Source organism: Cyclobacterium sp. 10D3-21 (assembly GCF_055809755.1).
Genome location: NZ_CM147924.1, coordinates 798,287 through 821,138, shown reverse-complemented (window position 1 = coordinate 821,138; position 22,852 = coordinate 798,287). Strand labels below are relative to the sequence as shown.

Below are 22,852 nucleotides of genomic sequence, written 5' to 3'. Positions count from 1 at the left end.
CAGAATAGGGGAATAATAAATCTTCATTTTCAAAGTAAGATTTTAACCCGAAAGATACAATCTCCTTTCTAATTCGTAACAGCCTGTGCCAAGAAAAACCAGGCTTGACCTGCGATTACCTGTTTGGCATTTAGTGCATGGAAATATACAAGAAGTGATTTTTAGGCTCGTTTTAAACCCAGATGATTCAAGAGGAAAAAGGTTAAAATTCCACAATTACTCCAACTGTAGGGAGTACTGTACCTGCTGGATTGGCAACTTCCCTTATTAAATAACGACTCTGGTCATCGGGGTTAACAACCAAGCCATCCTGATCATTTCGCTGAGGTATTAAATTGGCCTGCTGTTCGGCCTGAAAATTATAGGCATTTTGTATGTCAAAATACAAGTTGAGGTTCCACTTATTATAGTAATATTTCTTATCCACCCTTAAGTCCAATTGGTGAAAGCTTTTAAGGCGCTCGCCATTGATCCTTGTGTAGTCAAGGCGCCCACTACTGAAAAGGTCCCAATTGGCACGCAAAGAGGAAGACTCCAGGTCATAGGGGGTATAAGGAGTTCCTCCCAAAAACCTCCACCTGGCACCCAATTCCCAATCTTTCTTGAATCGCTTACCTGCTGTTAGGCTTACAATAAACCGATTGTCCCAGGAGGAGGGTAGGTATCCTGTGGATGGATTGGTGAATTCGCTTCTTACGAGTGTTAGTGCGGCTATCCCATAAAAACCTTTAAATAGTCTTTGCTGAGCCAGCAATTCCAAGCCATAGGCCCTTCCCCTGGCATCAGACGTTACCGGTTCATTGCCTATCACTCCAAAATCAGCTCCGAGATTTGCCAGGGCAATTCCGTTCCTGATAGAACTAGGGTAATTTGCATAACTTTTATAAAAAACCTCAGCGGAAAATTTTCTATTTTTCGCTGGATACTGCCATTCAAACCCTGTGATATAGTGGGTGCTCCTCATAAACTTAACATCATTCTCCTGATTCACATAGGCACCCTCATTGTTTTGGTAACCCAAAACCGTATAGGGTGGCTTTTGGTAATAAATGCCTGCATTTGCATTCCAAAACAAGTTGTCTTTGAGTTGATAACTTGTTGAAAACCTAGGACTAAGTTGATTCAATGGATTCTTGGCTGTCTCACCAAAATCACTCCCATCCAAACGAACACCCAGATTAACCACAAGGCGATCATCTAAATACTTCTTACTTCCCATGACAAACCCACCATAGCTATTAAAAAGGGAGATCGTAGTAACATCACGAGGCATTCCATTTTCATCAGGAAATTGGGTATCATAATTTTCTATCAAGTAGCGACTGAATTCATAATTCACGCCATATTGGAGGGTATAGCCATCTGAAAAAATGCTATTCTCTGCCCTAAACTTGTTTTCACTCTCCTGAGACAGGTAATTGTATTGCAGGTTATCTTCACTTGATTCATCGTTTCCTGTATATTTGTAGGATTGGTTATTGAGCATGTTTCTGCTCAAGATGAAAGTCCAGAATCCATTGTCTCTAAAACGCTTTAATTTAGCTCCTGTCGCATAATTCCATTGTGTAGAAATAGGCAAGTTATCCAGTAAATACAAACGGTCTTCTCTCTCTTCCGATGTTTCATCATCTGGAACGTCAAAATTGAGTGCAAATTGGTCAATCGCACCCACTCCCAAAACGGTCAATTCTGTTTTAGCATTGATTTTCGTTTTGGTCTTAAAGGTAAAATCATTAAAGGTGGGTAAAAAAGGCAAACCAATCAATCTGAATAAAGCCTGGAGATAGGATCTCCTTGCGGAAAAGATGTAGGTTGTTTTTTCACCTATAGGGCCTTCGTTGGATAGGGTTATTTCACTTGCCCCTAAAGTAACCTGGGTAAGCATCTTATCCCGCCGACCATCTTTTAATTGAAACTCAAAAAAGGAACTCAGGGCATTCATTCTATTGGCAGGAAAACCTCCACTCAACACTTCTACATTCTTAATCAAGTTTACATTTAAAATACCCACAGGGCCACCCGATGAACCTTGGGTAGCGAAGTGGTTGATTACAGGTACCTCTATTTCATCAATAAAAAATTTATTTTCATTTGGTGCGCCTCCACGAATGATGATATCATTTCTAAAACTGGCAGAACTTGCCACTCCAGGCAATGATTGTATCACCCTACTAATGTCTCTATTTCCACCAGGGTACCTTTCAATTTCATTGGAATTGAGCTGTCTAACAGAAATGGGGGTTTCCTCTGTTCTGCTAAATGTGGCATCCACAACAACCTCTTGCAGGTTGGAGGCATCCTCTTCCAATTCAAAATCCAATTGCACAGCACTGGCTTTAGTTACCTGAACCTCAAAAGCGGTTTTTGTCTTGAAACCTACAAATGAAGCCTTCACATTGTACAAACCTGGCGCTAGTCCACTGATTACATAATTTCCGTCTAGATCAGAGACTGCTCCGATTGCTAATCCCTGAACAATAATATTTGCAAAAGGGATTGGATCATTGTTGATAGGGTTAATGATTTTCCCTTGTATTGTCCCCTCTTGGCCGTATAAAGTGAGGAAAGATAAAATTAATAGGGTTGACAATAAAAACTTCTTCATAGCTATGGGTTGTGACACAATTCGTAATCCGTATTGAGATTCTGGTAGCTTACCTAATCATTAGTTAGAAAGATGTTTGGTTTTCCAAAGCCTCCACCAAGGAGCATATGGAAATTCATGATGTTCAAAGTGATAACCAAAAAAATAACAGGTAAGGAATGCCCATAAATGGTTTTTCTTTAAAGTTCCTGAATGATGTTTGTTGCTATGCATTCCTTTATGAGGTAAATAAGTGCCAAAATAAAACAATTGGAGCGTAGACAATATCGCTGGCAACATCCAAAACAGCACTAAATTAGGTACTGGAAAAACAAGTTTCAGCAAATTGAAGGTAACTGCCATTAAAAGGAATTGCCATACATTTAAATAATTCAGAATGAAACTCAGGTACCAGGGGAAAAACTTGCCAGATGAGTGAAAATCCGGATCATCCTCCGTTGCCACGTGATTGTGGTGTTTATGATGGTTGGGGAATAACTTCCAATAGAAATTAAAAGAAAATAACATGGCTGAAAACCATCCAATAAAATAATTCAATTTTTTATTTGCCGAAACTACTCCATGCATGGCATCATGGGCTGTAATAAAAAGCCCTGTATAGAGATGCATTTGTACCAATATCCCAAGGTAAAGGATCGGGTTGGCGTAATCCACTTGAAGGTGAAGCAAAAATAGCAATGAAGTGGTCCACAAAGCGATAATAGAAAAGGCAATGATCAGCCCTTTCGGATCAATGGATGAAGACAGCTGCTGTTTTAAAGAAATATTCATGGACACAATTAAAAATTAAAGGAACAAAAAACTTTTAAAATGCTTTGATCGTTTCCTCAACTTTTTCCATTAACCACATCGGGGTTGAGGTGGCGCCACAAATCCCAACACTTTGCCCAGGCTTAAACCATTTGGCATCTACCTCTTCAGGGCAAGAGACAAAATAAGTTTGTGGGTTCTTTTCTTTACAAACATTGAACAAAACTTTGCCATTGGATGATTTGGTGCCACTTACAAAGACAATATGGTCAAACTTGGCCGCGAAACCTCTTAGTTCTTTGTCCCGGTTGGACACTTGCCTGCAAATGGTATCGTTGGTATTTATAGTGATACCATTGTCCTTTAACACCTTATTGATTTCATAAAATTTGTCTGTGCTTTTGGTGGTCTGACTGTAAAGGGTAATATTTTTCGGTAGGTTGGGTAGGTCAAGCTCTTGGATATCCTGAAATACAACTGCTTTATTTCTAGTTTGACCAAGAAGCCCAATAACCTCAGCATGTCCATGTTTCCCGTAGATATAGATATTCTCATCCTTGTCAAAGGAATTTTTTATCCTGTTTTGCAACTTCAACACCACAGGACAGCTGGCATCTACCAAAGTAAGGTTGTTATTAATGGCCAATTCATAAGTAGCCGGTGGCTCACCATGAGCTCTAATCAATACCTTTTCATCTGTTAATTTCTGGAGCTCCTCATGATTGATAATAATCAGACCTTTCTTTGTCAACCTTTTGACCTCCTCATCATTATGGACTATATCTCCCAAACAATAAAGATGGCCTTCATCGTCTAAAATTTCTTCAGCCATTTCAATAGCATAAACTACACCAAAGCAAAAGCCCGAATACTGATCAATATGTACATCCAATTTCAACATATCTAATAAACCAACTTTGTAATCAAATGTTTTTTTAATATTCCTCTTTTTCAGATTAAAATACTTGGCAGAAGTATCTTAATATTCAAACGCTGTCTACTATCCAAACAGTTCCTGACGGTTTGGCCAAATTTCATTAATCCCATCCAACTTTATAGCCGAAATAGGTACTGATTAAAAGGGCGAATTTTCTCGAATTTGGTATCCTTATTCGCCTTTTAGTAATTATTTCCGGAGATAAAGACTTGATTTTATAAAATAGCTTCAGGTAATAGAGATAGGCAATTTTAACTCCAAGCATGGCCCCTTTAGGCAATTGATTTATGCCTATAAGCGCTTCGTCAAAATCCTGCTTAATGTCTAATTCTATTTCAGCTTTGACACTGCTGTTAAAGCTATTAAAATCTACTCCGGGGAAATAAACCCTACCCCTGTCCTCATAATCACTTTTTAAATCACGTAAGAAATTAACTTTCTGAAAAGCTGATCCCAATTTACAGGCGGCATGCTGTAAATGTTGATACTTTTCCTGATCTCCTTCACAAAACACCCGCAAACACATCAGTCCAACCACTTCAGCGGAGCCATAAATGTATTCCTTGTATTTGGAATCGTTATAAGTGGCGAAATCAAGGTCCATTGCCATGCTGTTAAGGAAAGCATCGATTAGCTCTCTTTCTATTTTGTATTTGTTTACAATTAATTGGAATGCATGCAAGACTGGATTCATACTTATTCCATCATCAATGGCTTTATAAGTGTCCTGTCTAAAATTCTCCAACAATCCCTTTTTATCCTTATCATGAAAGGTATCAACGATTTCATCAGCATACCGCACATACCCGTAAATCCCATAAATAGGCATGTGCAGCTTTTTACACAGCGTTTTAATACCTAAAGTAAATGAAGTGCTGTAGCGTTGTGTAATTAATTTACTACACTCCAGGGCGGTGTCATCAAAGAGTTGCTTTGGGTCCATCATGTCATTTTCAATGGTTGAAAATTATTTAACTATGGTGTTCTTTATAATTTCTTTCGCTACTACCTCCCCAGAAATTAAAGAGGGAGGCACTCCAGGCCCTGGAACAGTTAACTGCCCTGTATAATATAGGTTAGTTAATTTCTTATTCCTAAGAGAAGGCTTTAAAATTGCGGTTTGCTTTAAAGTATTTGCCAAACCGTAAGCATTTCCTTTAAAAGCATGATAATCTTTCTTAAAGTCACTGTGTGCATAAGAACGGTTGTAAACGATATGAGACCTAATGTCCTGACCTGTCTGTTGCTCAAGCCTGTTCATAATTATTTCAAAATATTTATTTCTGGTAGCTTCACTGTCTTCAAGGTCTGGGGCTAGCGGTATTAACAAAAATAGATTTTCCATTCCTTCAGGCGCTACTGTAGCATCAGTTATAGAAGGAACCGACGCATAAAACAAGGGTTTTTCAGGCCACCGTGGATTGGTATAAATGGCATCTGCATGAGGGTCCAGCGGTTCGTCAAAAAACAAATTATGGTGACAAAGATTCTTCAAGCGTTTATTTACTCCCAAGTAAAACAAAAGAGACGAAGGTGCCAAGACCCTACTGTCCCAGTATTTATCACTGTAGTTGCTGTATTGAGGTTCTAGTAAATTTTTGTCTACATGGTGGTAATCAGCACTGGCCACCAAAATATCAAAGGCTATTTCTTCACCTGAGAGTAGTTTGACTGACTTGGCCTTGCCATCACCAGCCGTTATTTTTACTACTTCTGCATTGTTTCTGAATATGACACCATTTTCTTTCGCTAATGACACCATTCCTTCTATGATCTTATGCATTCCACCTTTAGGATACCAAGTACCCAAGGCTATGTCTGCATAGTTCATTAAGCTGTACAACGCCGGAATGTTTTGGGCTGTTTCTCCAAGGAACAACACTGGAAACTCCATCAAACGGATAATTTTCTCGTTTTTAAAGTACTTGCGAATGTGCTTGGACATGGATTGAAAAATATCCATTTTCAAAACATCCCTAAATAATTTAAGGTCTAAAAACTCATACAAAGAAACACTAGGCCTGTGTACCAAATCATAAATTCCTCTTTGGTATTTAAAAGCCGCCTGCTCCAGAAAATCATCCAATTTTTCCGCTACACCCGGTTCCAGTTTTTCTAATGCCAATTTAAATTGGTCCAGGTTTGCTGGAATTTCCATAACATCCTCTTGACCAAAAATCACTGAATAAGAGGGGTCCAGACGAATCAAATCATAATAATCGGCCGTTTTTTTACCAAAATTATTAAAGTACCTGTCAAATACATCCGGCATCCAGTACCAGCTTGGCCCCATATCAAAAGTAAAACCCGCTGAATTAAATTTCCTTGCTCTTCCTCCAAGCACTTCATTTTTTTCTAAAACAGTCACTTTAAATCCCGCTACGGCGAGATGTGTAGCAGTGGAAATCCCTGAAAATCCCGAACCTATTACAACAACTTCTTTTGGCCTCATTGATTAATTTATGGTGGTATAAACCTTAAGATCGTCTTTTAAAATTTTCCTTGCAATATGTATTCTATTTTTCACCGTTCCAATGGGGATATTTAGTTGAACTGCTATTTCATGGTACTTAAAACCCTTATAATGCATTAGAAATGGGGATTTGTACACTTCATCCAATTTATCGATTGCTTTGGTAATGTCTTTCATGGTAAAATCTCCAAAAACGCCATTTTCAATCACTGCTGTGCCTGAATTGATAAAATGAAGGTTTTCAGTAGTATCTACAAATGTACCTCTCCTTACCATTCTCTGGTAATTGGTAATGAAGGTGTTTTTCATAATGGTATACAACCAGGCTTTCAAATTTGTACCGTCGGCAAACTTATCCTTGTTGGTAAAGGCTTTCACCATTGTATCCTGTAATAGATCATTTGCATCATCCATATCCCTTGTCAGTTTTAAAGCAAATGGCTTTAAGGACGTGCTGAGCTTTGTAAGCGAATAACTAAATTCTAAAGTTGTCATAGACCCTGTGTTTTTGTTTAATCAAACATAGGTATAGTTAAACAGTATTACAAATATTTTGTGTAATATTTTTTACATTAGGTTAAACAAAAAAGCGATATTTTTTATCATTAAATAAAAAAATCCCCCTATAGACATCTAAAGGGGGACTTTATAGTAAAACAATCAATATTAAGCCTTTGTCTTTTTTGTTTAATTTTAAAATATTTTATTAAACAAAAAACCTAAGACCAAGCTTCATTCAAAAATCTTAGCCAATTTTTATGCATTACTTTCTCTATATCTGTTTCAGAGTAACCTCTTTTTTGTAACATGCCAGGAATTCTTCTCAAATCTGCAATTGTTTCAAGATCATAAGGACTTTGTTCTCTTCCATATGCTCCATCCAGGTCAGTGCCTATTCCTATATGATTGGCATTCCCTGCTATTTGGCAGATATGATCCATATGATCTATGACTTTCTCCAGATCACAATCCATTTCTTTTGGTAAGGAGGTTCCTCTTATCCAGTTAGGTACCATCATCCAGGCATCTAAAGCACCTCCTATGACAGCTCCCCTATCGACAAGTGCCTTAATCATTTCGTCGCTAAACTGCCTGTTGTGATCCACCAATGCCCTGCAATTATTATGGCTAGCCCAGACAGATCCATTAAAATGATCCAAAGCCTCCCAAAAACAAACATCACATAAATGGGTAGCATCTAAAATAATGTTTAGCCTTTCCATCTCTTTCAGCAAGGCCCTGCCATTTTTCCCCAAAGGTCCTGAAGCATCTGTACCTTGAGCATATCTTCCCGGACCATAATGCGCCGGACCTAAAGCCCTTAATCCTTTTTCATAAGATTTTTCAAGATAGCTTAGGTCCACTATTGAATCAGCTCCTTCCAGAGATAAAATGTAGCCAACAGGTTTTTTATCATTTGGCTCTCCATTCATCCAAAGTGCCACATGCTCATTTAAAGCCTTTTTATCTCGAATTTGAACCATTTCTCCTTTGGCTTCCATGGCTTCATACCATGCCAATTGGCCCTGGGTTTGGGCCCAGGCTTGTTCCGGGCTGTGCCAGCCAGGAAGCGGATTATCTGGCGCCACATAACGAGCAATCTGCGTAGCTACCACCAATCCAATTTCTCCCTTTCTTAATGTAGGCAAAGAAACAGTGGCATTTCCCCGATCTGTTTTATCCGTCATCCCTTTTTCCCTGGCATTTATCGCTTCTACAGGCTGGGTAAGGTCCCTGTTCCATTCAAGCGCATTCATACTTAAATCTAAATGGGCATCTATTGTAAACATCTTTTTGGTTGATTTAAATGAGTTAAATTATTGTCCTCAAAAAGTAATTCTCCTGTCTCTGGCTACGGTTTTCCAGGTGGCAACCTGCTCTCCATTCTGAATCACCAATGCCTCCTGATAGGACGCAACTGTCGGACAAATATGAATGGGGACACCGTATAGAACGTCTCCGATCTTATAGGTATGCCCTTCTTTTGCATCCAAAACCAAGTGCTCCTCACTATGTCCCACCGGTATCAGTTCTGGTGCATTTAGAAATTTCACCCGCTCTGCCAATGGGTTTTCAGACGCAATTGATTTGTACCCCAGGTCTACGCAAACATAGTTTGAGGTGGGCAAAGAAATCACCCTACACATTACCAATGCTGCATATAGGAAAGACTGCTCTGGAAGTCCACTCGCATAGCCCTCATCCCAGTAAATAAATGTACCTGGCGCACAGGTGACACGTTCCCTTTTGGAGTGAAAAGGAAAGGTGGTCGTACCTCCAGCAATAATATCAAGTGTCAGCTTGTATTTATTTTCCAGCTTCTCTCTCATTTGAGCAATGGGTGCAAACCCCTCGTCACAAGCTATTTCTCTAAGTTTGATATCCGGGTTTCTCAGGTGACCATCATAGAGGTGAAAACCTATATTTTGCAAGCCTTTTAATTGAAGGATTTGTTCGAACAAATCTTCTGCCGGCTTTCCTGGAACCACTCCTGTCCTGTTTGTTCCAGCATTTAAATCTATATAAATGCCTATTTTTTGATTGCTTGCCAATGCTTTTTCATTCAAAGCTCTGGCCGCATCGATATGATCTAAAAGACAATGAAACTTAACATCTGGATAATGTGAAATTAAAGCCAAAAAACGATCTACTTTAGGCCCTACAGGCTGGTAAGCAAGCAGAATATCTTTCGCTCCAATGCTGGCAAGTAATTCGATTTCAGCAATCGTTGCTCCTTTGAATGCTTTAATACCGGCATCCATCATTAATTGACAGGCCTCTGCAGATTTATTGGTCTTTATGTGTGGCCTTAATCGGTCAGGTGTACCTACCTCCTTTATGACTTTTTGAATGTTTTCTTTTGCCCTGTCCAAATAGACCAATAGCGCCGGACTATCTATTTTTTCAGGATGATTTAGTTTATACCAATTGTCTTGCATATAATTTCTATTGATAGATTTCAAATGTAGCTTCTATTTCCACCGAAATATTGCCTGGCAATGAACCAAATCCAATGGCACTTCTTGAGCCGAGTCCATTTTCTTCACCCCAGACTTCAGCAAATAGTTCACTACACCCGTTGATAACAAAAGGGTGCTCCTCAAAGTCCAAAGCACAATTCACCATGCCTAAAACCTTAACAACCCTTTTAATTTTATTTAAACTTCCCAACTCAGTTTGAAGGGTAGATAACATTGTCAGTCCTACTTGTCTGGCAGCAGCTTTACCTTCAACTTTGTCCAGGTCGATGCCTATTTTACCTCTAATCATGTCTCCATTTTCCAAAACAGGACCATGGCCGGAAAGAAACAATAGGTTACCTGTGATAATAAGAGGACGATAAACACCTCCTGGAGGTGGTGCTGGAGGCAATACCAAACCCAATTCTTTAATTTTTGCTTCTGCTGACATATTTTTATTTTTTAGTTTAGGTTATATAAATAAATCCAGAATTAAAACACCTATTAGTCCCAACACTGACAATACTGTTTCAAGTAAGGTCCATGAGAGAAAGGTTTGCTTTATACTTAAGTTGAAATATTCTTTTACCAGCCAGAATCCTCCATCATTTACATGAGAAAAAATCAAGCTTCCACTCCCAATAGCCAAGACCATTAAGTTTGGATCTCCTACGCCGGAAGCAACCAAGGGAGCGATTATTCCTGCAGCAGTAAGTGCCGCAACTGTGGCCGAGCCGACAGATACCCGAATCACTGCGGCGATTAACCAACCCAATAGAAGTGGGTTAATAGCCAATTGTTGTAGAGACGCTCCAATCTGTCCACTGACACCACTGTCTACCAATACCTCTTTGTATGCTCCTGCTCCTGCTATGATTAATAAGATCAGCGCTATTTCTTTCACTGCCGATGCATACCTATTCATAATATCGGCAATCCCTATGCCTTTCATTATTCCAAGGCTAAAGGTCGCCCAAATAAGAGAAATTAACATTACAATATTAGGGTCACCAAAAAACATTATTAGGCCATACCCTGGGCTTTCTGCATTCATACCCATACCTATTAAGGACAGAGCAATCAATAGAAAAACGGGGAGTAAAGCCGTAAAGAGACTATTTACAAGACCAGGAAGTTCACTTTCAGCTTTTGGTTTCACACTAAAAACTTCCAAGGGAGTGATTTTCATTTGGCGCAAATAAGGCAGTTTACCTAACAGAGGTCCGCCTAAAACAATTACCGGAATTCCAATAATAAATCCATAAATAAGCGTGGTCCCCATATTGGCGCCAAACTGAGCGACTAACGCTACCGGAGCTGGATGCGGAGGAAGAAGGCCATGAGTAATGGACAAAGCGGCAAGCATGGGTATCCCTAGAATCATTACAGGGATTTTATACTGGTAAGCCACTGCAAATACCAAAGGCACTAGCAGTACAAATCCTACATTGAAAAACAAAGGAATGCCTACGATAAAAGCAGTAAGCGCAATTGCCCAATTGATACGTTTTTCACCAAAACCATTCATCAGAAATTGGGCGATACGTTGGGCAGCCCCACTGTCTGCGACAATTTTTCCAAGCATGGCTCCCAGGACGATCACTATTACCAGGGCTCCCATAAGGTTTCCTATTCCAGTTTGAATAGAACCTGATATTTCAGGAAGCGGTATCCCTAGCAACAGTCCCGCTAGAATAGATGTAATCAAAAAGGCAATAAATGGTTCAACTTTGATCCAAACAATCAATGCAACCAAGAGTACAATACTTGCAGCGACAATTATAAAAGTCATAGTGGTTTTTAAACGAAACCAAAAATTACAGCATATTCTGCGAAATGCCTATTTCGCTATGAGAAACTTCTATATTTTATTCAATCTTTTACCCACTTGATAACTTTTGGGGTACCCGATACATGTACAAAAATAAAATACATGCCTGGCGGTAAGTTTTCAAGTCTTAGAGGGATAATTTCCGCAATGTTTTGAATTACACCTTCTTCAACGAAAAGGGTATTGCCTGAATTATTTTTGATACCAATGATTCCGCTTTTCTTCTGCAAAGAAGGATGAAGATGAAAAGTTATATTCCCTGATAGATGGGGATTTGGAAAAACATTAAAAACCCTACCTGATGAGATGCTTCGCTTTAGCCTAATTACAGAAGTGCTGGCTACTTTGCCATCGTAGTCCACCTGATCAATTCTATAATACACCAGGTCCTGGTGGTAAATAAGGGTATCCAAAAATGAATATTTGGTAGGGTTAGGCCCATTTCCTTGGGAAACTATTTCACCTATTTGTTCAAAGGTTTGAGTGGGGTTGAATGACCTCCATACCCTGTATTTATTGTTATTTTTCTCCGCAGCTGTTTGCCAGGTTATCAAATTTCCAGCGCTGGTTTCTATGCCATCATAATCCAACCATGTTACTGGCAAAAGGAACATCACTTCCACAGTAACTGAACCACTGGCACAGTTTGAGGAATTTCCAATTTCACAAATATTGTAGGTGATGGTATAACTTCCTGGAGGTGCATCCGGGTCTACGTCTATGTAACCATCCGATCCCAGAACAATATAATCACTGGTAGCAGGAACCAAGGTACTTACAGTTACATTGGAAACGGTAGCCTGTTGCTCCATTAATTCATCATTCGTCAATACATTAACTATGGCGGTATCCCCAGCAAATGCTGGTTCAGTCACGTCAGCCTCTACACTTATGGAATTTCTGAAAAATACGATTTTCCCATCTGCCCCATTTATATTTATTACTCTGAAACCATATATAGGAAGCTCAGTGCCAAACAATATTGGAGAAATGACTACCAGGTGTTGGGGCTGGGTGGAGAAATTTCCCTGATTGACGATTTGGGTATTCCATTCGTACCCTCTTAGTTCCAAAGTTTCAGCACCATCAATTGTATTCCCATCAATGTCAAGGGCCTGAAAATTAAAAGAAGAATTTCCGCTTCTTTCCGAAACTACTAAATAGCCCGATTTGGGCACTTCCTGTGGATACATCACATCCATAAATACGTCTCCAGAAGATAACGCACCACTTTCCATATCCCAATAGGACCTTAAGTCTGGAGTAGACACCACTTCCTCCAATGCAGTCACAAATGATCCACTCTTGTGGTTTGTATAACTTGCATCATAATTGGCCACTCCTATAGCGTTATTTCCAATATTATTTGTGCCAATATCCGGATGCAGGTTCGTAACTGTGGGTGTTCTGGTTGTTGCAAAAATCTCCGTACCATTTTGAAGCAGTACTGTTTCAATGATTACTTTTTCATCATCTGGTGAAATATTGTACCTGCTAGATCCAGTTGTGGTTTGGACGTATCCAACTCCATCTACGCTCAACCTTACCTCTGAGATGGGAATGTAATTCTGGCCGGCATCTATTCTCACCTGCGCACTCAAGTTTTGGGTTAGAAATAGAAATATATGGCAAGCCAATAAGAGATAACCAAAGCGGTTAGCACTTATTCGTTTTACAATACTTTCTATAAAAAATTTTCTCCCCTCCATAGCTAAAAAAGACATTCAAAAAATAGTGAATGACTTTGATTCCAAGAGGTAAAATTACGGATTTTAACGAATTTATTAGCATCTTTTTAAAAAATAACAATATATTGTTTTGAAATAGTTTTATCTATATACCAAATACAATATTTGTTTATTATTTTTCAATGATTTTACAAAATGATTTGCAGATGAATTTTTTGGAGCAAGAAATGGCTTTGTAAAAACAAGGAAATCTATCATTCCCACTAGTTACCAGACAGATAGCAACTCATAGGTGCATTCCCTAAAGCAGAACTGATGACACAGCTGGTAAAAAGCTGATTTTTGATGAAAAGAGAAACATTTATTGGCTTTTATTGCTCAAGGCAAGCAAACCCAAAATAGGACCTATTGCCAAGAGGGTATAAATAGCGTTTGAATCCGTCAATGCCATCATACCTGTAATCAGTTGAATGCTTATTATCGAAATTGAAAACCCCAGGCAATTGACAATTGTAAGAGCAGTACCTTTAATTTTTGCTGATGCATTTTGAGCCACAAGCGTCGACAAAAGTGGGGAGTCTGAAATGACTACCATTCCCCAAAAAACAAGAAAACCTATGAACAGGGTTTCAAATTCACTATTGAATATTAATGGAGAGACAAGACAACAGGCACACGACAAAACCAAGGAGATGATCACAATCCTTTTGGCTCCAGCCGTTTCTGCAAGATAACCGCTGAATACGCAGGCCAACCCTCCTAATCCGATGATAAGAAAGGATAATATTGGGATATTGAAAAGTACTTCAGGATGTTCAGTACTGTATTTTTTCAAAATGAAGGGCACAAAGGCCCAAAAGGCATACAACTCCCACATGTGTCCAAAATAACCGATAGCTACCGAACGGAATTCACGGTTTTGAAAAACGCTAAAGAAAGCGGCTAGTTCTGCTCTTTGACTGGCTTTGCGGTAGGGACCATCAGGCACCAAAATTACCATCAATAAACCGCCCATTACTCCAAGAGAGGAAGTTGCCACCATAACAAATTTCCATGGATAAGCTCCGGTGATTTCCTTGAGCAAATGAGGAAATGCCGTTCCAATTACCAATGCACCTACTAAAAAACCAAGTGATTTACCAAGTCCTTTATCATAATAATCAGCAGCTATTTTCATCCCTACTGGGTAAATCCCAGCAAGGAAAAAGCCAGTGAAAAAACGAAGGGTCAGTAAACTAAATAAGCTATTTCCTTCCCATATCACTCCCAAATTAAATAGAGAAGCAAGCAAAGCACTGATTAAAAATACTTTTGAAGGTGAAAACCGATCAGCAATTGTAAATACAGCGAAAACCAAGGTCCCGATTATAAATCCAAATTGTACCGCTGAGGTTAAATGTCCTAAAGCACTGATTTCAAGATTAAAATCTAGCAAAAGATCATTGATCACACCATTCCCAGCAAACCAGAGTGAGGTACAACAGAACTGCGAAATAACAATTACTGGAAGAATTATTTTAGAATTTCTCAATTGTGTTTTTATTCATTTCACCTGAAGGGAATTGTATGCGATAGGGTATTTTACCTAGCCACCATTTTCACACCTTCTCTAACTTCTTTGGCCCAAGATTCAAGTTTCCCCAAAAGTTCCTCTGCCAAATCAGGCTTTTCTATACCAAGGTTTTTCTTCTCTTGTAAATCGTCCATTAAGTTATAAAGTTCAATACCCTTTCCATTTTCCCCATCAATTGAGATTAACTTCCAATCCCCACTTCTGATGAAACTTTTGTTTCCATAAGCAAAGAAAACATCTCTTTCTGGCAGATTGGTATGATGCAATAAATTTTCTTTTAGGCTCACCCCATCTATATTGGCAGCAGGCCTCTGCCCTATAAAATCCAATATGGTAGGAAGCAAATCCATAGAAAGCACAGTTTGATGGTTTACCTTGCCATTTTTAATTTGATTGGGATAGCTGAAAATCGCTGGGACACGACTTCCACCTTCAAAAGGGCTTGCCTTAAATCCCCTTAAGCCTCCATTGTCCCCAAAATGGTTTGCCCCATTGTCTGAAATAAAAATTAAAATGGTGTTCTCATACTGGCCGGTTTCTTTAAGGGTCTGCATTATCTTACCAACACCCTCATCCATCACTTCGACCATTTCTTTATAAATGGACGAAATACTATCCTCTAATACCTCCTGCGTTCCAGCAGTGCCAACTTCTCGTAAAATCTTATCAATACGTCTTTGATAGGGAGAATGTGGCGCTTCGTGAGGCAAATAAAGAAAGAAAGGTTTGTCAGTTTTCTTAGGATCATTGCGCAGAATGAATTTCACCCCATACTCTGTGATCAAGTCGGTAGAATAACCTTTTTCATTTTCAATCTCAGCACCTTGCCACCAATCAAGATATCCTTCCTGATCTATGTGTCCATGGTAATCTACATTTCCACTCACAAAACCTGTGAATTCATCAAATCCCTGCAAGGTAGGATTAAAGGCTTTGTCATAGCCCAAATGCCACTTGCCAAACATCCCAGTACTGTAACCGTATTGTTTTAATTCCTCTGCTATTGTGATTTCGTTTAGGCTTAGACCTACTTCTCGATGGCTTTTGGCAGTAACAACACCCTCCACTCCGGTACGCTGTTGGTATCGCCCGGTCATCAAAGCTGCTCGAGTAGGGCTGCATACAGCCCCATTCGAATGAAAATCAGTAAACCTAACTCCATTGGCAGCCAGTAAATCTAAATTAGGGGTATTGATTGTAGTACTGCCATAGCAAGAAATATCCCCATAGCCCAGGTCATCAGCCATAATGAGCACTATGTTTGGCCCTAATTCAGAAGTTTCTTTTTTTCCAGTGCAGGAAAAGAACAAAACGTTTACCAGTAGGATATATATGATTTTCATGTCTAAATAATAGGTTTAATAGGCAGCAATTAAGCTTATTAACGAACCAAGTGGGGAAAACTAGTCCCAAAATTCGTATTAAGATAAAAGAAATCTGGGATATTCATACCAAATAATGCTCTTCTAAACCAAATCTAACCGATCATCATCAATATTCAATTCACTCGCAGTAAAACATTCTACTTATTGCTCAATAAACCCTATTACCTCATAAGCCCTTTCTCCATTTATCTGGATTTTCTCATAAAGCACATTTGAGAATTCGTAATAGGAATTGCCATCAATTTCAACCCTTTCATAATCTTGTGGAAGCTCATATATCACCGTCCCAATTTCGGGTTCGACTACTTCATAAGCATTTTCCATATTGACATAAAAAATACCGTTAAACCAAAAATAATTTCTGTTGGGATGGTTTATTCTAATGTAACCAATGGGCAAAGTCTTTATTCGAAAGCCTTTTTGAGGAGCGATGACGATATATCTACCACCAGAATAAGTGTAAAATCTATTGTTGGCATAGTAATAATTAACCTCTTTGTGCTTAACTATTGTTCGATTTGGCAAAGACCGAACGGTTACAACTTTCCTATTCGGTTTTTTATAAATCACTTTTTTGCTTGGCACCCGCTTGCTCTCTTTCTTAATGACAATAGTTTTATTTGAATTCCTTGCGTTTCTTGAGCTTTGGGCATCAACTTTTTCGCTACTAGAAATGAAGAAAAGGAAAACCAAAATACAGGATATTTTACCAAAATTTTTCATGATCAATAGGTTTTAAATACATTGTTTTGACCATTGATTTGTCGAATGGTTTAATATGCTTAAAGACCAATATTAATCTCACTAGAAGAATTCACCCAAAAAAGGTGCTCTAATGAACATTAGAGCACCTTTTAATTTATGTTAAATTATAATTTTTAATGGGAGATGCATTTTCCACCTACCTCCATTTCCTCCTAAAGCCCAGCGAATCTAATCCCTGTCAATTCAGCCATGTCCTTTTTCCAGCTGGTGATGTCATTAGAATTAAATTGATTTAAATGATGGTGTCCGCAAGCCCTTGCCATTACCTTCATTAGTAAAGTTGAGGCAGTGAAAAAATTGTACAATTGGTTGGCAGATTTATCTACGTTAATCAATTTTCTCAATTCGGGTTTTTGGGTAGCTATTCCGGCTGGACAGTTGTTTGTGTTGCACATTCGAGCGGCTACACAACCTATTGACTGTAAGGCAGAATTGGACAATGCAACACCGTCTGCTCCTAAAGCCATTGCCTTGATAAAATCATCTGGAATGCGTATGCCACCTGTAATTATTAAAGTAACATCCTTTCTATTTACCTTGTCCAAATAATGTCGTGCTCTTGCCAATGCTGGAATCGTAGGCACGGAAATGTTATTTCTAAAAATCAAGGGTGCAGCACCAGTTCCACCACCTCTGCCGTCCAATATTATATAATCGGCACTGGCATCCAAGGCAAACTGAATGTCTTCTTCAATGTGATTTGCCGACAACTTAAAGCCAATGGGTATCCCCCCAGTAATCTTTCTTACTTTATCGGCGAAAATTTTAAAATCTTCAGGGGTATTCAAGTCAGCAAATGTTGGAGGAGATACTGCAGGCGTCCCTTCTTTTAAATTCCGTACTAGCGCAATTTTACCGGTAACTTTGTTTCCAGAAAGGTGCCCACCGGTTCCTGTTTTGGCACCCTGTCCCCCTTTAAAATGAAAGGCCTGTACCCGTTTTAATTTCTCCCAATCAAATCCGAATTTAGCAGAGGCGTATTCGTAAAAATACCTGGAATTGGAGGCTTGCTCCTCATTTAGCATCCCCCCTTCACCAGAGCAAATACCTGTCCCAGCCAGTTCTGCTCCTTTTGCCAGTGAGATTTTAGCTTCCTCAGAAAGCGCTCCAAAACTCATGTCAGAAACGAACAATGGAATTTCTAATCGCAATGGTTTTTTGGCATTCGGCCCTATAATCAGTTCGGACTGCACCTCCACATCTTCCATTAGTGGTTTGGTAGCCAACTGTGCAGCTAAAATCTGTATGTCTTTCCACATGGGCAATTCTGGGCCAGGAACTCCCATTGCACCCATTTCTCCATGGTGACCTGTTTTGGATAAACCATCTTTGGCTAAGGCCTTGATATAGGCAAGTGTGGGCTCTTCCTTTGTGGACCCACTATTCACTGAAGCAATTTCCTTTTGCTCATTCCCCACCTCCAATTGGGCATGAGTACCATCACAATAAGGTGGGTTTTTAGTGTGCTTGCATTGGCACAAATAGGCCTCCCCGGTTTCTTCTGGAGAAAACTGAAGAGGAGTAAAAGAAGTCCTCCGATGTGATCCATCACAATACGGCTGATTGCTACTTAATCCACAGGCACACCAGTACTGTTCTTCTCCCTTTTTTAGGCTTACTTTAATGGGTTTGTTGTCTGCAATATTCGGCTTGTTCATATGCTGTTATGGGTTTACAAAATAGCTTAATGCTCCTGAAGGACAGTTTTTCACCTGATTAGTTAAGTCTTCAGTAGAAGCGTTTTCAATCGCAATCCATGGTTTGTTCAGTGGGTTATATACTTTGGGAAGCATTTTTACGCAAACTCCTGCATGCTGGCATTTCTTGGGTTGCCATTTGATGGTGATTTCACCATTGGTATATTCCTTTTCCATTTTTACTTGTTTTTGAAGTAAATATGCACAACTGATATTTGCCAGACATTCATGTAGATGAAGAAATCACCCTTTCTTCTTGAGCGATAGTGACTTTCTTATCGTACTTAAGGCCTGTGGGGTTATTTCCAAGTAAGAGGCTATCATGTATTGGGGCACCCTGTTGGGTAGGTCAGGGTAGGTTTGCAAAAAGTAGTTATACCGGTCTGCAGCAGGGGTACTCATCTGCATGATTATCCTTCTTTGCAACATGCCCATTCTTCGGTAAAGCTGGGTAAGTTTTTCTTTAACAGCATCCTCATTGCCAAAATCCAGGTATTGATTCTCCCTATTTATGACCAACACTTCTGAATCCTCTATGCAATCTATTGAAAGTTGAGCAGGCTGATGGAATTCTATTGACTCAATATCAGCAATAAACCAACCTTCTGAAGCAAAGACAAATAGGTGTTCCTTGCCATTGCTATCAATAAGGTAACTTCTCACCAACCCTTTTTTTACATAAAAGACGTTATGACTAACCATTCCCCTACTTTGAATGATTTCCCCTTTCTTAAAATGCTTTGTTATCGCACTAGGATCGTGGAACATCTCTTTTTCCGGCATAATAATTTCCTCTTTTTGTGATTTCTCTCACCATCCATTTCGCAGGGTTATTGACCATTCATGATAAAACAAATTGGTCATCTTGAGAATTGTGCTGCCATAATTTCCCAATAATAATTAACCAACCCAATTCTTATTGTATAAAAAACCAAAAATCACAAAAAAACCCCTAACACAATCATCTGGTAATGTGCTGATTTTCCAAATTCATTCCCATCTTGCGCTAATGGGCTTAGCAATTTGAAAACTAAAATCAATGCCCCCTAAAAGGATAAATAAAATCCCCAATATTAAATTAGCCGTTTCTTCTGTCATCGTAATAGACCAAAGTTAAGTCAATAGAAGAATCCATAAAAAAGGAAGGCAAAGCCTGCAATTAAAAACAGGTAAGACCATATTTGCATTGAAATAAAAAAAAACTCATTTCTGGTATTCATTTTAACTTTTTCACCAGAACTATTCAGGTAAAAATCATTCCTTGTTAAAAACGTCCAAATAGCGGACAATATGAAGCCAATGCCTATAGATAGATTTAAGTCGATCGACATAAAAACACCTCCAATATTTCTTTTCAATACGCCAAGTACCGAAGCGGTTAGGAACATGGACACCATCAAATAAACCACTACTAACAACCCTTTGTTCTTCCAGAATAATATCATAATTATAATTCTGCTCTTCTAACTATTTTTCTCGGGAATAAATATAAGCTTATTGACTTAATCGTATCCCAGTAATTATGACATTACAGCTTGAAATACAACTCCACAATGTTCAAATATTAAAACCACACCACTAAAATATAATTAATTTCGCAATTGCACCATCTTCATTCTTCACAATACACCCGCAATATCGTCTAATTAATTGACTTTTAGCCACCTTATCCAATACCGCTCATTTTGAGAAATAAGTTGTACAAAATAGCTTCCGATAGGCAAGGCTTTCAAATCTTCTTCTAAAAGCATTTTGCCCGATATTCCTTCAATATACCCATCTAAAAATAGCCTCCCTTCTGAATTCCAGACACTATAGAAGATCTGCTGGTTGGAATGTAAGCCAAATAAATCCACACGAATATCCCCTTCCTGATAAGGATTAGGATAAATACGTGGCTCAGGATTGCTAAATAAGGGATTGTTAACCCTTACCACCGGACTAAAGCTCAATTCACCCTCAACATCTTCTGCCTTAACCTGATAGTACCAGTAAGCCTGATTTGAAGGGAAAAACTGGTCTCGAAAGGCCACTTTAGACCCAAAGTCTTCACTTGAGAAAATCCCAATAGGGGCAAATTCCAAGGCTTGGCCTTCAGTTCTCAAAACAGTGTATTGCGTTAGATATTCCGTATCATTCACCCAAGATAGCAGGACTTCATTCCCTTGGAATAAGGCTTCAAAGTCAAGCCATTCCAAAGGCAACACGCTTAATTCGCTAATGCTCGCAATAGCAAAAGCATTGTTCGCCAATTCATTTAAGACCACTTCTCTACCGGCCCAAAGTTTACCTGATATTTCACTTGCAGGAATATGGATCCCTTCAGCCGCCTCGCCATTTCCCGTCAAGCGCAAATGGTTAACATCTTGTATCCCCAAATCATCGGACAACACCCAAACATTAAGTACTGATGTAGCCCCAGCAGTGCCTGAAATTTCAAAATAGCTATTCAACTGATAAACAATCTCGCTTCCATCTGTATCACTAAAACCTGGTTCATAGGTAACATCAGGAATTTCCACATGATGAATCGACAGGCTATTTCCGGATCCGGGAAGGGTGCCTTCTAAAAGTAAATGTCGCTGAAATTCCAAATAGCTGTCATAAAAGGGAAACAAAGCATTGCTTTGATCCAGGGTTCCCGGTAGATTTTGATAAATGACTCCATCCACATTAAGCCAATCTCCACCCGAATAACTGTATACTCCAGTTGATCCAAAATCCAATGACAAAGAATTGCCTGAAAAATCAATGGCTCCTGCAATTTGATCAAAAGAACTAAGAATACTAAGGTCTTTCTGTAAGGAAAGCATCCCTATTGCCTTGTCCATTTCAAATTCATCCACAGAAAAAGAGGGGATATCGATCAACTGATCCTTTTCTCCAACTGGTATAAACCGTGTTGCTGTCCCATTCACAGTTCCACCATCCACAAATTGCATGTCACCACTCACTCTTAATTCCGCCGGTAGGATTTTCTCTGCAACTCCGGAAAAAGACAGGTGATTGTAAATAAACTCAGTAGCTGAGTTAGCGAAGCTACTTTCCAGAAATTCCTGGTCAACTCCTTCCCCCGCATAAGTCACATTTCCATCCAACTGCACATTTACAGCATCTATAATCGGTTCTTCTCCCAAAAGCACCAGATTGGCTCCTTCCTCAAGGACAAATGAACTTGCGGGGCGGGAATCTGTTCTCCTAATAATCTGGTTAAAAGTTTTGGTTCCATCAGAAATTAATGTCGCTCCGGACAATATCCTGAATTCCCCATAATCATCCAGACCAAATTTATCTTGAATATTAAACGAAAATGTAGAGGTATAGGTAGGAGACAGCTCCTCATTTAGGGTTTGCCTGACTGTTCCACTCCGGATTAGAAAGCTATTGGCTTTCATGGCTGAATTGACCACTAAAGTTTCGTCGGGATCGGCATCAAAAATCACTCCGAAGCGACTATTTAAATTATTGGCACTCCAGGAATTTCGATCGACCAGGGTTCGACTTGTCCCTTTAAAAACTATGTTTCCGGTTTCAGGATAAATCCAATCGGTGATGCCGGAAGTGGCATCGAAATAAATAAAATCTCCGGTATCTTCAGAAATGCTGTGAAGTTGCCCATACACCCACAATTCATTGTCTTGCAAATTGAGTTTCGGTCCTGGGTCAACACCCCCAATAGTTTCCGCAAAAAGATATAAAGAGCTGACTTCCTCATTTTTGGTCAGTCGCACCTCATTTCTCCAACCAATAAAAGCCCTGCTGGTCCTGTTTGGATAGTCTATGGCCGGCACCCAGGTAGTTCCATTGTATTGCTCCCAGGTAGCCGGATCATCCCAGTCTCCTATGCCATCAATGGGCAAACTCGTTCTGTAACAAGTGTTGTCAAGTGGAATGGCTGCGATTGAAGGGAAACATGATAGTAAAAATAGCGCAATGAATAGCCCGGTTGATAATAACCATTTAAAACAATTAAAATTCGCTATCCTATCAAAAATATCCATTATAAAACTGAATAATCAATAAAAATAGCTTTTTAACTGGTCTTTTCAAAATTTAAAGTTCATATATCTTTATATAAAATACAATTACTACGTCACAACAAAGTTAGCTAAGTAATTACCATTCTATTTATTTAAAATAGGGATGACTGTATAACCCGATTATTACTTTAAATTTGTCTGATTATCT

19 protein-coding genes are annotated in these 22,852 nt (G+C 39.1%); all 19 read right to left on the bottom strand.

Annotated elements, in window-relative coordinates:
- Positions 1-202 precede the first annotated feature (202 nt).
- Complete coding sequence (locus AC0L7T_RS03530; RefSeq protein ID WP_473341087.1) at positions 203-2,605, bottom strand: TonB-dependent receptor; 2,403 nt, start codon at positions 2,603-2,605, stop codon at positions 203-205.
- A 60-nt stretch (positions 2,606-2,665) separates the two neighbouring features.
- Positions 2,666-3,376: a fatty acid desaturase gene (locus AC0L7T_RS03525; RefSeq protein ID WP_473341086.1), complete on the bottom strand. Its 711-nt coding sequence runs from the start codon at positions 3,374-3,376 to the stop codon at positions 2,666-2,668.
- A gap of 34 nt (positions 3,377-3,410) precedes the next feature.
- On the bottom strand, positions 3,411-4,256 hold the full coding sequence (locus AC0L7T_RS03520) for a 4-hydroxy-3-methylbut-2-enyl diphosphate reductase (RefSeq protein ID WP_473341085.1): 846 nt from the start codon (positions 4,254-4,256) through the stop codon (positions 3,411-3,413).
- 136 nt (positions 4,257-4,392) lie between these two features.
- Entirely contained in the window at positions 4,393-5,235 is an 843-nt protein-coding gene (locus tag AC0L7T_RS03515) for a phytoene/squalene synthase family protein (protein ID WP_473343345.1), read from the bottom strand.
- Positions 5,236-5,259: 24 nt separating this feature from the next.
- The gene (locus tag AC0L7T_RS03510) at positions 5,260-6,744 is read right to left on the bottom strand and encodes a phytoene desaturase family protein (RefSeq protein ID WP_473341084.1); all 1,485 of its coding nucleotides are present in this window, start codon (positions 6,742-6,744) and stop codon (positions 5,260-5,262) included.
- Positions 6,745-6,747: 3 nt separating this feature from the next.
- Positions 6,748-7,260 carry an RNA polymerase sigma factor gene (locus AC0L7T_RS03505; protein ID WP_473341083.1) on the bottom strand — a complete coding sequence of 171 codons (513 nt, stop codon included), beginning with the start codon at positions 7,258-7,260 and terminating at the stop codon, positions 6,748-6,750.
- Between the two features lie 224 nt (positions 7,261-7,484).
- A complete protein-coding gene (locus AC0L7T_RS03500; RefSeq protein ID WP_473341082.1) occupies positions 7,485-8,555 on the bottom strand; it encodes a dipeptidase in 1,071 nt (356 codons plus the stop codon).
- A 36-nt stretch (positions 8,556-8,591) separates the two neighbouring features.
- The gene (locus tag AC0L7T_RS03495) at positions 8,592-9,704 is read right to left on the bottom strand and encodes a D-TA family PLP-dependent enzyme (protein WP_473341081.1); all 1,113 of its coding nucleotides are present in this window, start codon (positions 9,702-9,704) and stop codon (positions 8,592-8,594) included.
- A 7-nt stretch (positions 9,705-9,711) separates the two neighbouring features.
- Positions 9,712-10,176, bottom strand: a complete 465-nt coding sequence (locus tag AC0L7T_RS03490) for a RidA family protein (RefSeq protein WP_473341080.1) — start codon at positions 10,174-10,176, stop codon at positions 9,712-9,714.
- A gap of 21 nt (positions 10,177-10,197) precedes the next feature.
- Positions 10,198-11,517 carry a gluconate:H+ symporter gene (locus AC0L7T_RS03485; RefSeq protein WP_473341079.1) on the bottom strand — a complete coding sequence of 440 codons (1,320 nt, stop codon included), beginning with the start codon at positions 11,515-11,517 and terminating at the stop codon, positions 10,198-10,200.
- A gap of 80 nt (positions 11,518-11,597) precedes the next feature.
- Complete coding sequence (locus AC0L7T_RS03480) at positions 11,598-13,280, bottom strand: hypothetical protein (RefSeq protein ID WP_473341078.1); 1,683 nt, start codon at positions 13,278-13,280, stop codon at positions 11,598-11,600.
- 325 nt (positions 13,281-13,605) lie between these two features.
- Positions 13,606-14,775 (bottom strand): MFS transporter, encoded by a 1,170-nt coding sequence (locus tag AC0L7T_RS03475; protein ID WP_473341077.1) that lies wholly within the window; start codon positions 14,773-14,775, stop codon positions 13,606-13,608.
- A 50-nt stretch (positions 14,776-14,825) separates the two neighbouring features.
- Positions 14,826-16,160 carry a sulfatase family protein gene (locus AC0L7T_RS03470; RefSeq protein WP_473341076.1) on the bottom strand — a complete coding sequence of 445 codons (1,335 nt, stop codon included), beginning with the start codon at positions 16,158-16,160 and terminating at the stop codon, positions 14,826-14,828.
- Positions 16,161-16,343: 183 nt separating this feature from the next.
- Positions 16,344-16,925, bottom strand: coding sequence for a DUF6515 family protein (locus AC0L7T_RS03465; protein ID WP_473341075.1), 582 nt, complete (start codon positions 16,923-16,925; stop codon positions 16,344-16,346).
- Between the two features lie 194 nt (positions 16,926-17,119).
- A complete protein-coding gene (locus AC0L7T_RS03460; RefSeq protein ID WP_473341074.1) occupies positions 17,120-18,625 on the bottom strand; it encodes a glutamate synthase-related protein in 1,506 nt (501 codons plus the stop codon).
- A 6-nt stretch (positions 18,626-18,631) separates the two neighbouring features.
- On the bottom strand, positions 18,632-18,841 hold the full coding sequence (locus AC0L7T_RS03455; protein WP_473341073.1) for a (4Fe-4S)-binding protein: 210 nt from the start codon (positions 18,839-18,841) through the stop codon (positions 18,632-18,634).
- A 66-nt stretch (positions 18,842-18,907) separates the two neighbouring features.
- Positions 18,908-19,447, bottom strand: a complete 540-nt coding sequence (locus tag AC0L7T_RS03450) for a Crp/Fnr family transcriptional regulator (RefSeq protein WP_473341072.1) — start codon at positions 19,445-19,447, stop codon at positions 18,908-18,910.
- 335 nt (positions 19,448-19,782) lie between these two features.
- The gene (locus AC0L7T_RS03445; protein WP_473341071.1) at positions 19,783-20,109 is read right to left on the bottom strand and encodes a hypothetical protein; all 327 of its coding nucleotides are present in this window, start codon (positions 20,107-20,109) and stop codon (positions 19,783-19,785) included.
- Between the two features lie 201 nt (positions 20,110-20,310).
- Entirely contained in the window at positions 20,311-22,665 is a 2,355-nt protein-coding gene (locus tag AC0L7T_RS03440) for a T9SS type A sorting domain-containing protein (RefSeq protein ID WP_473341070.1), read from the bottom strand.
- Positions 22,666-22,852: the final 187 nt, after the last annotated feature.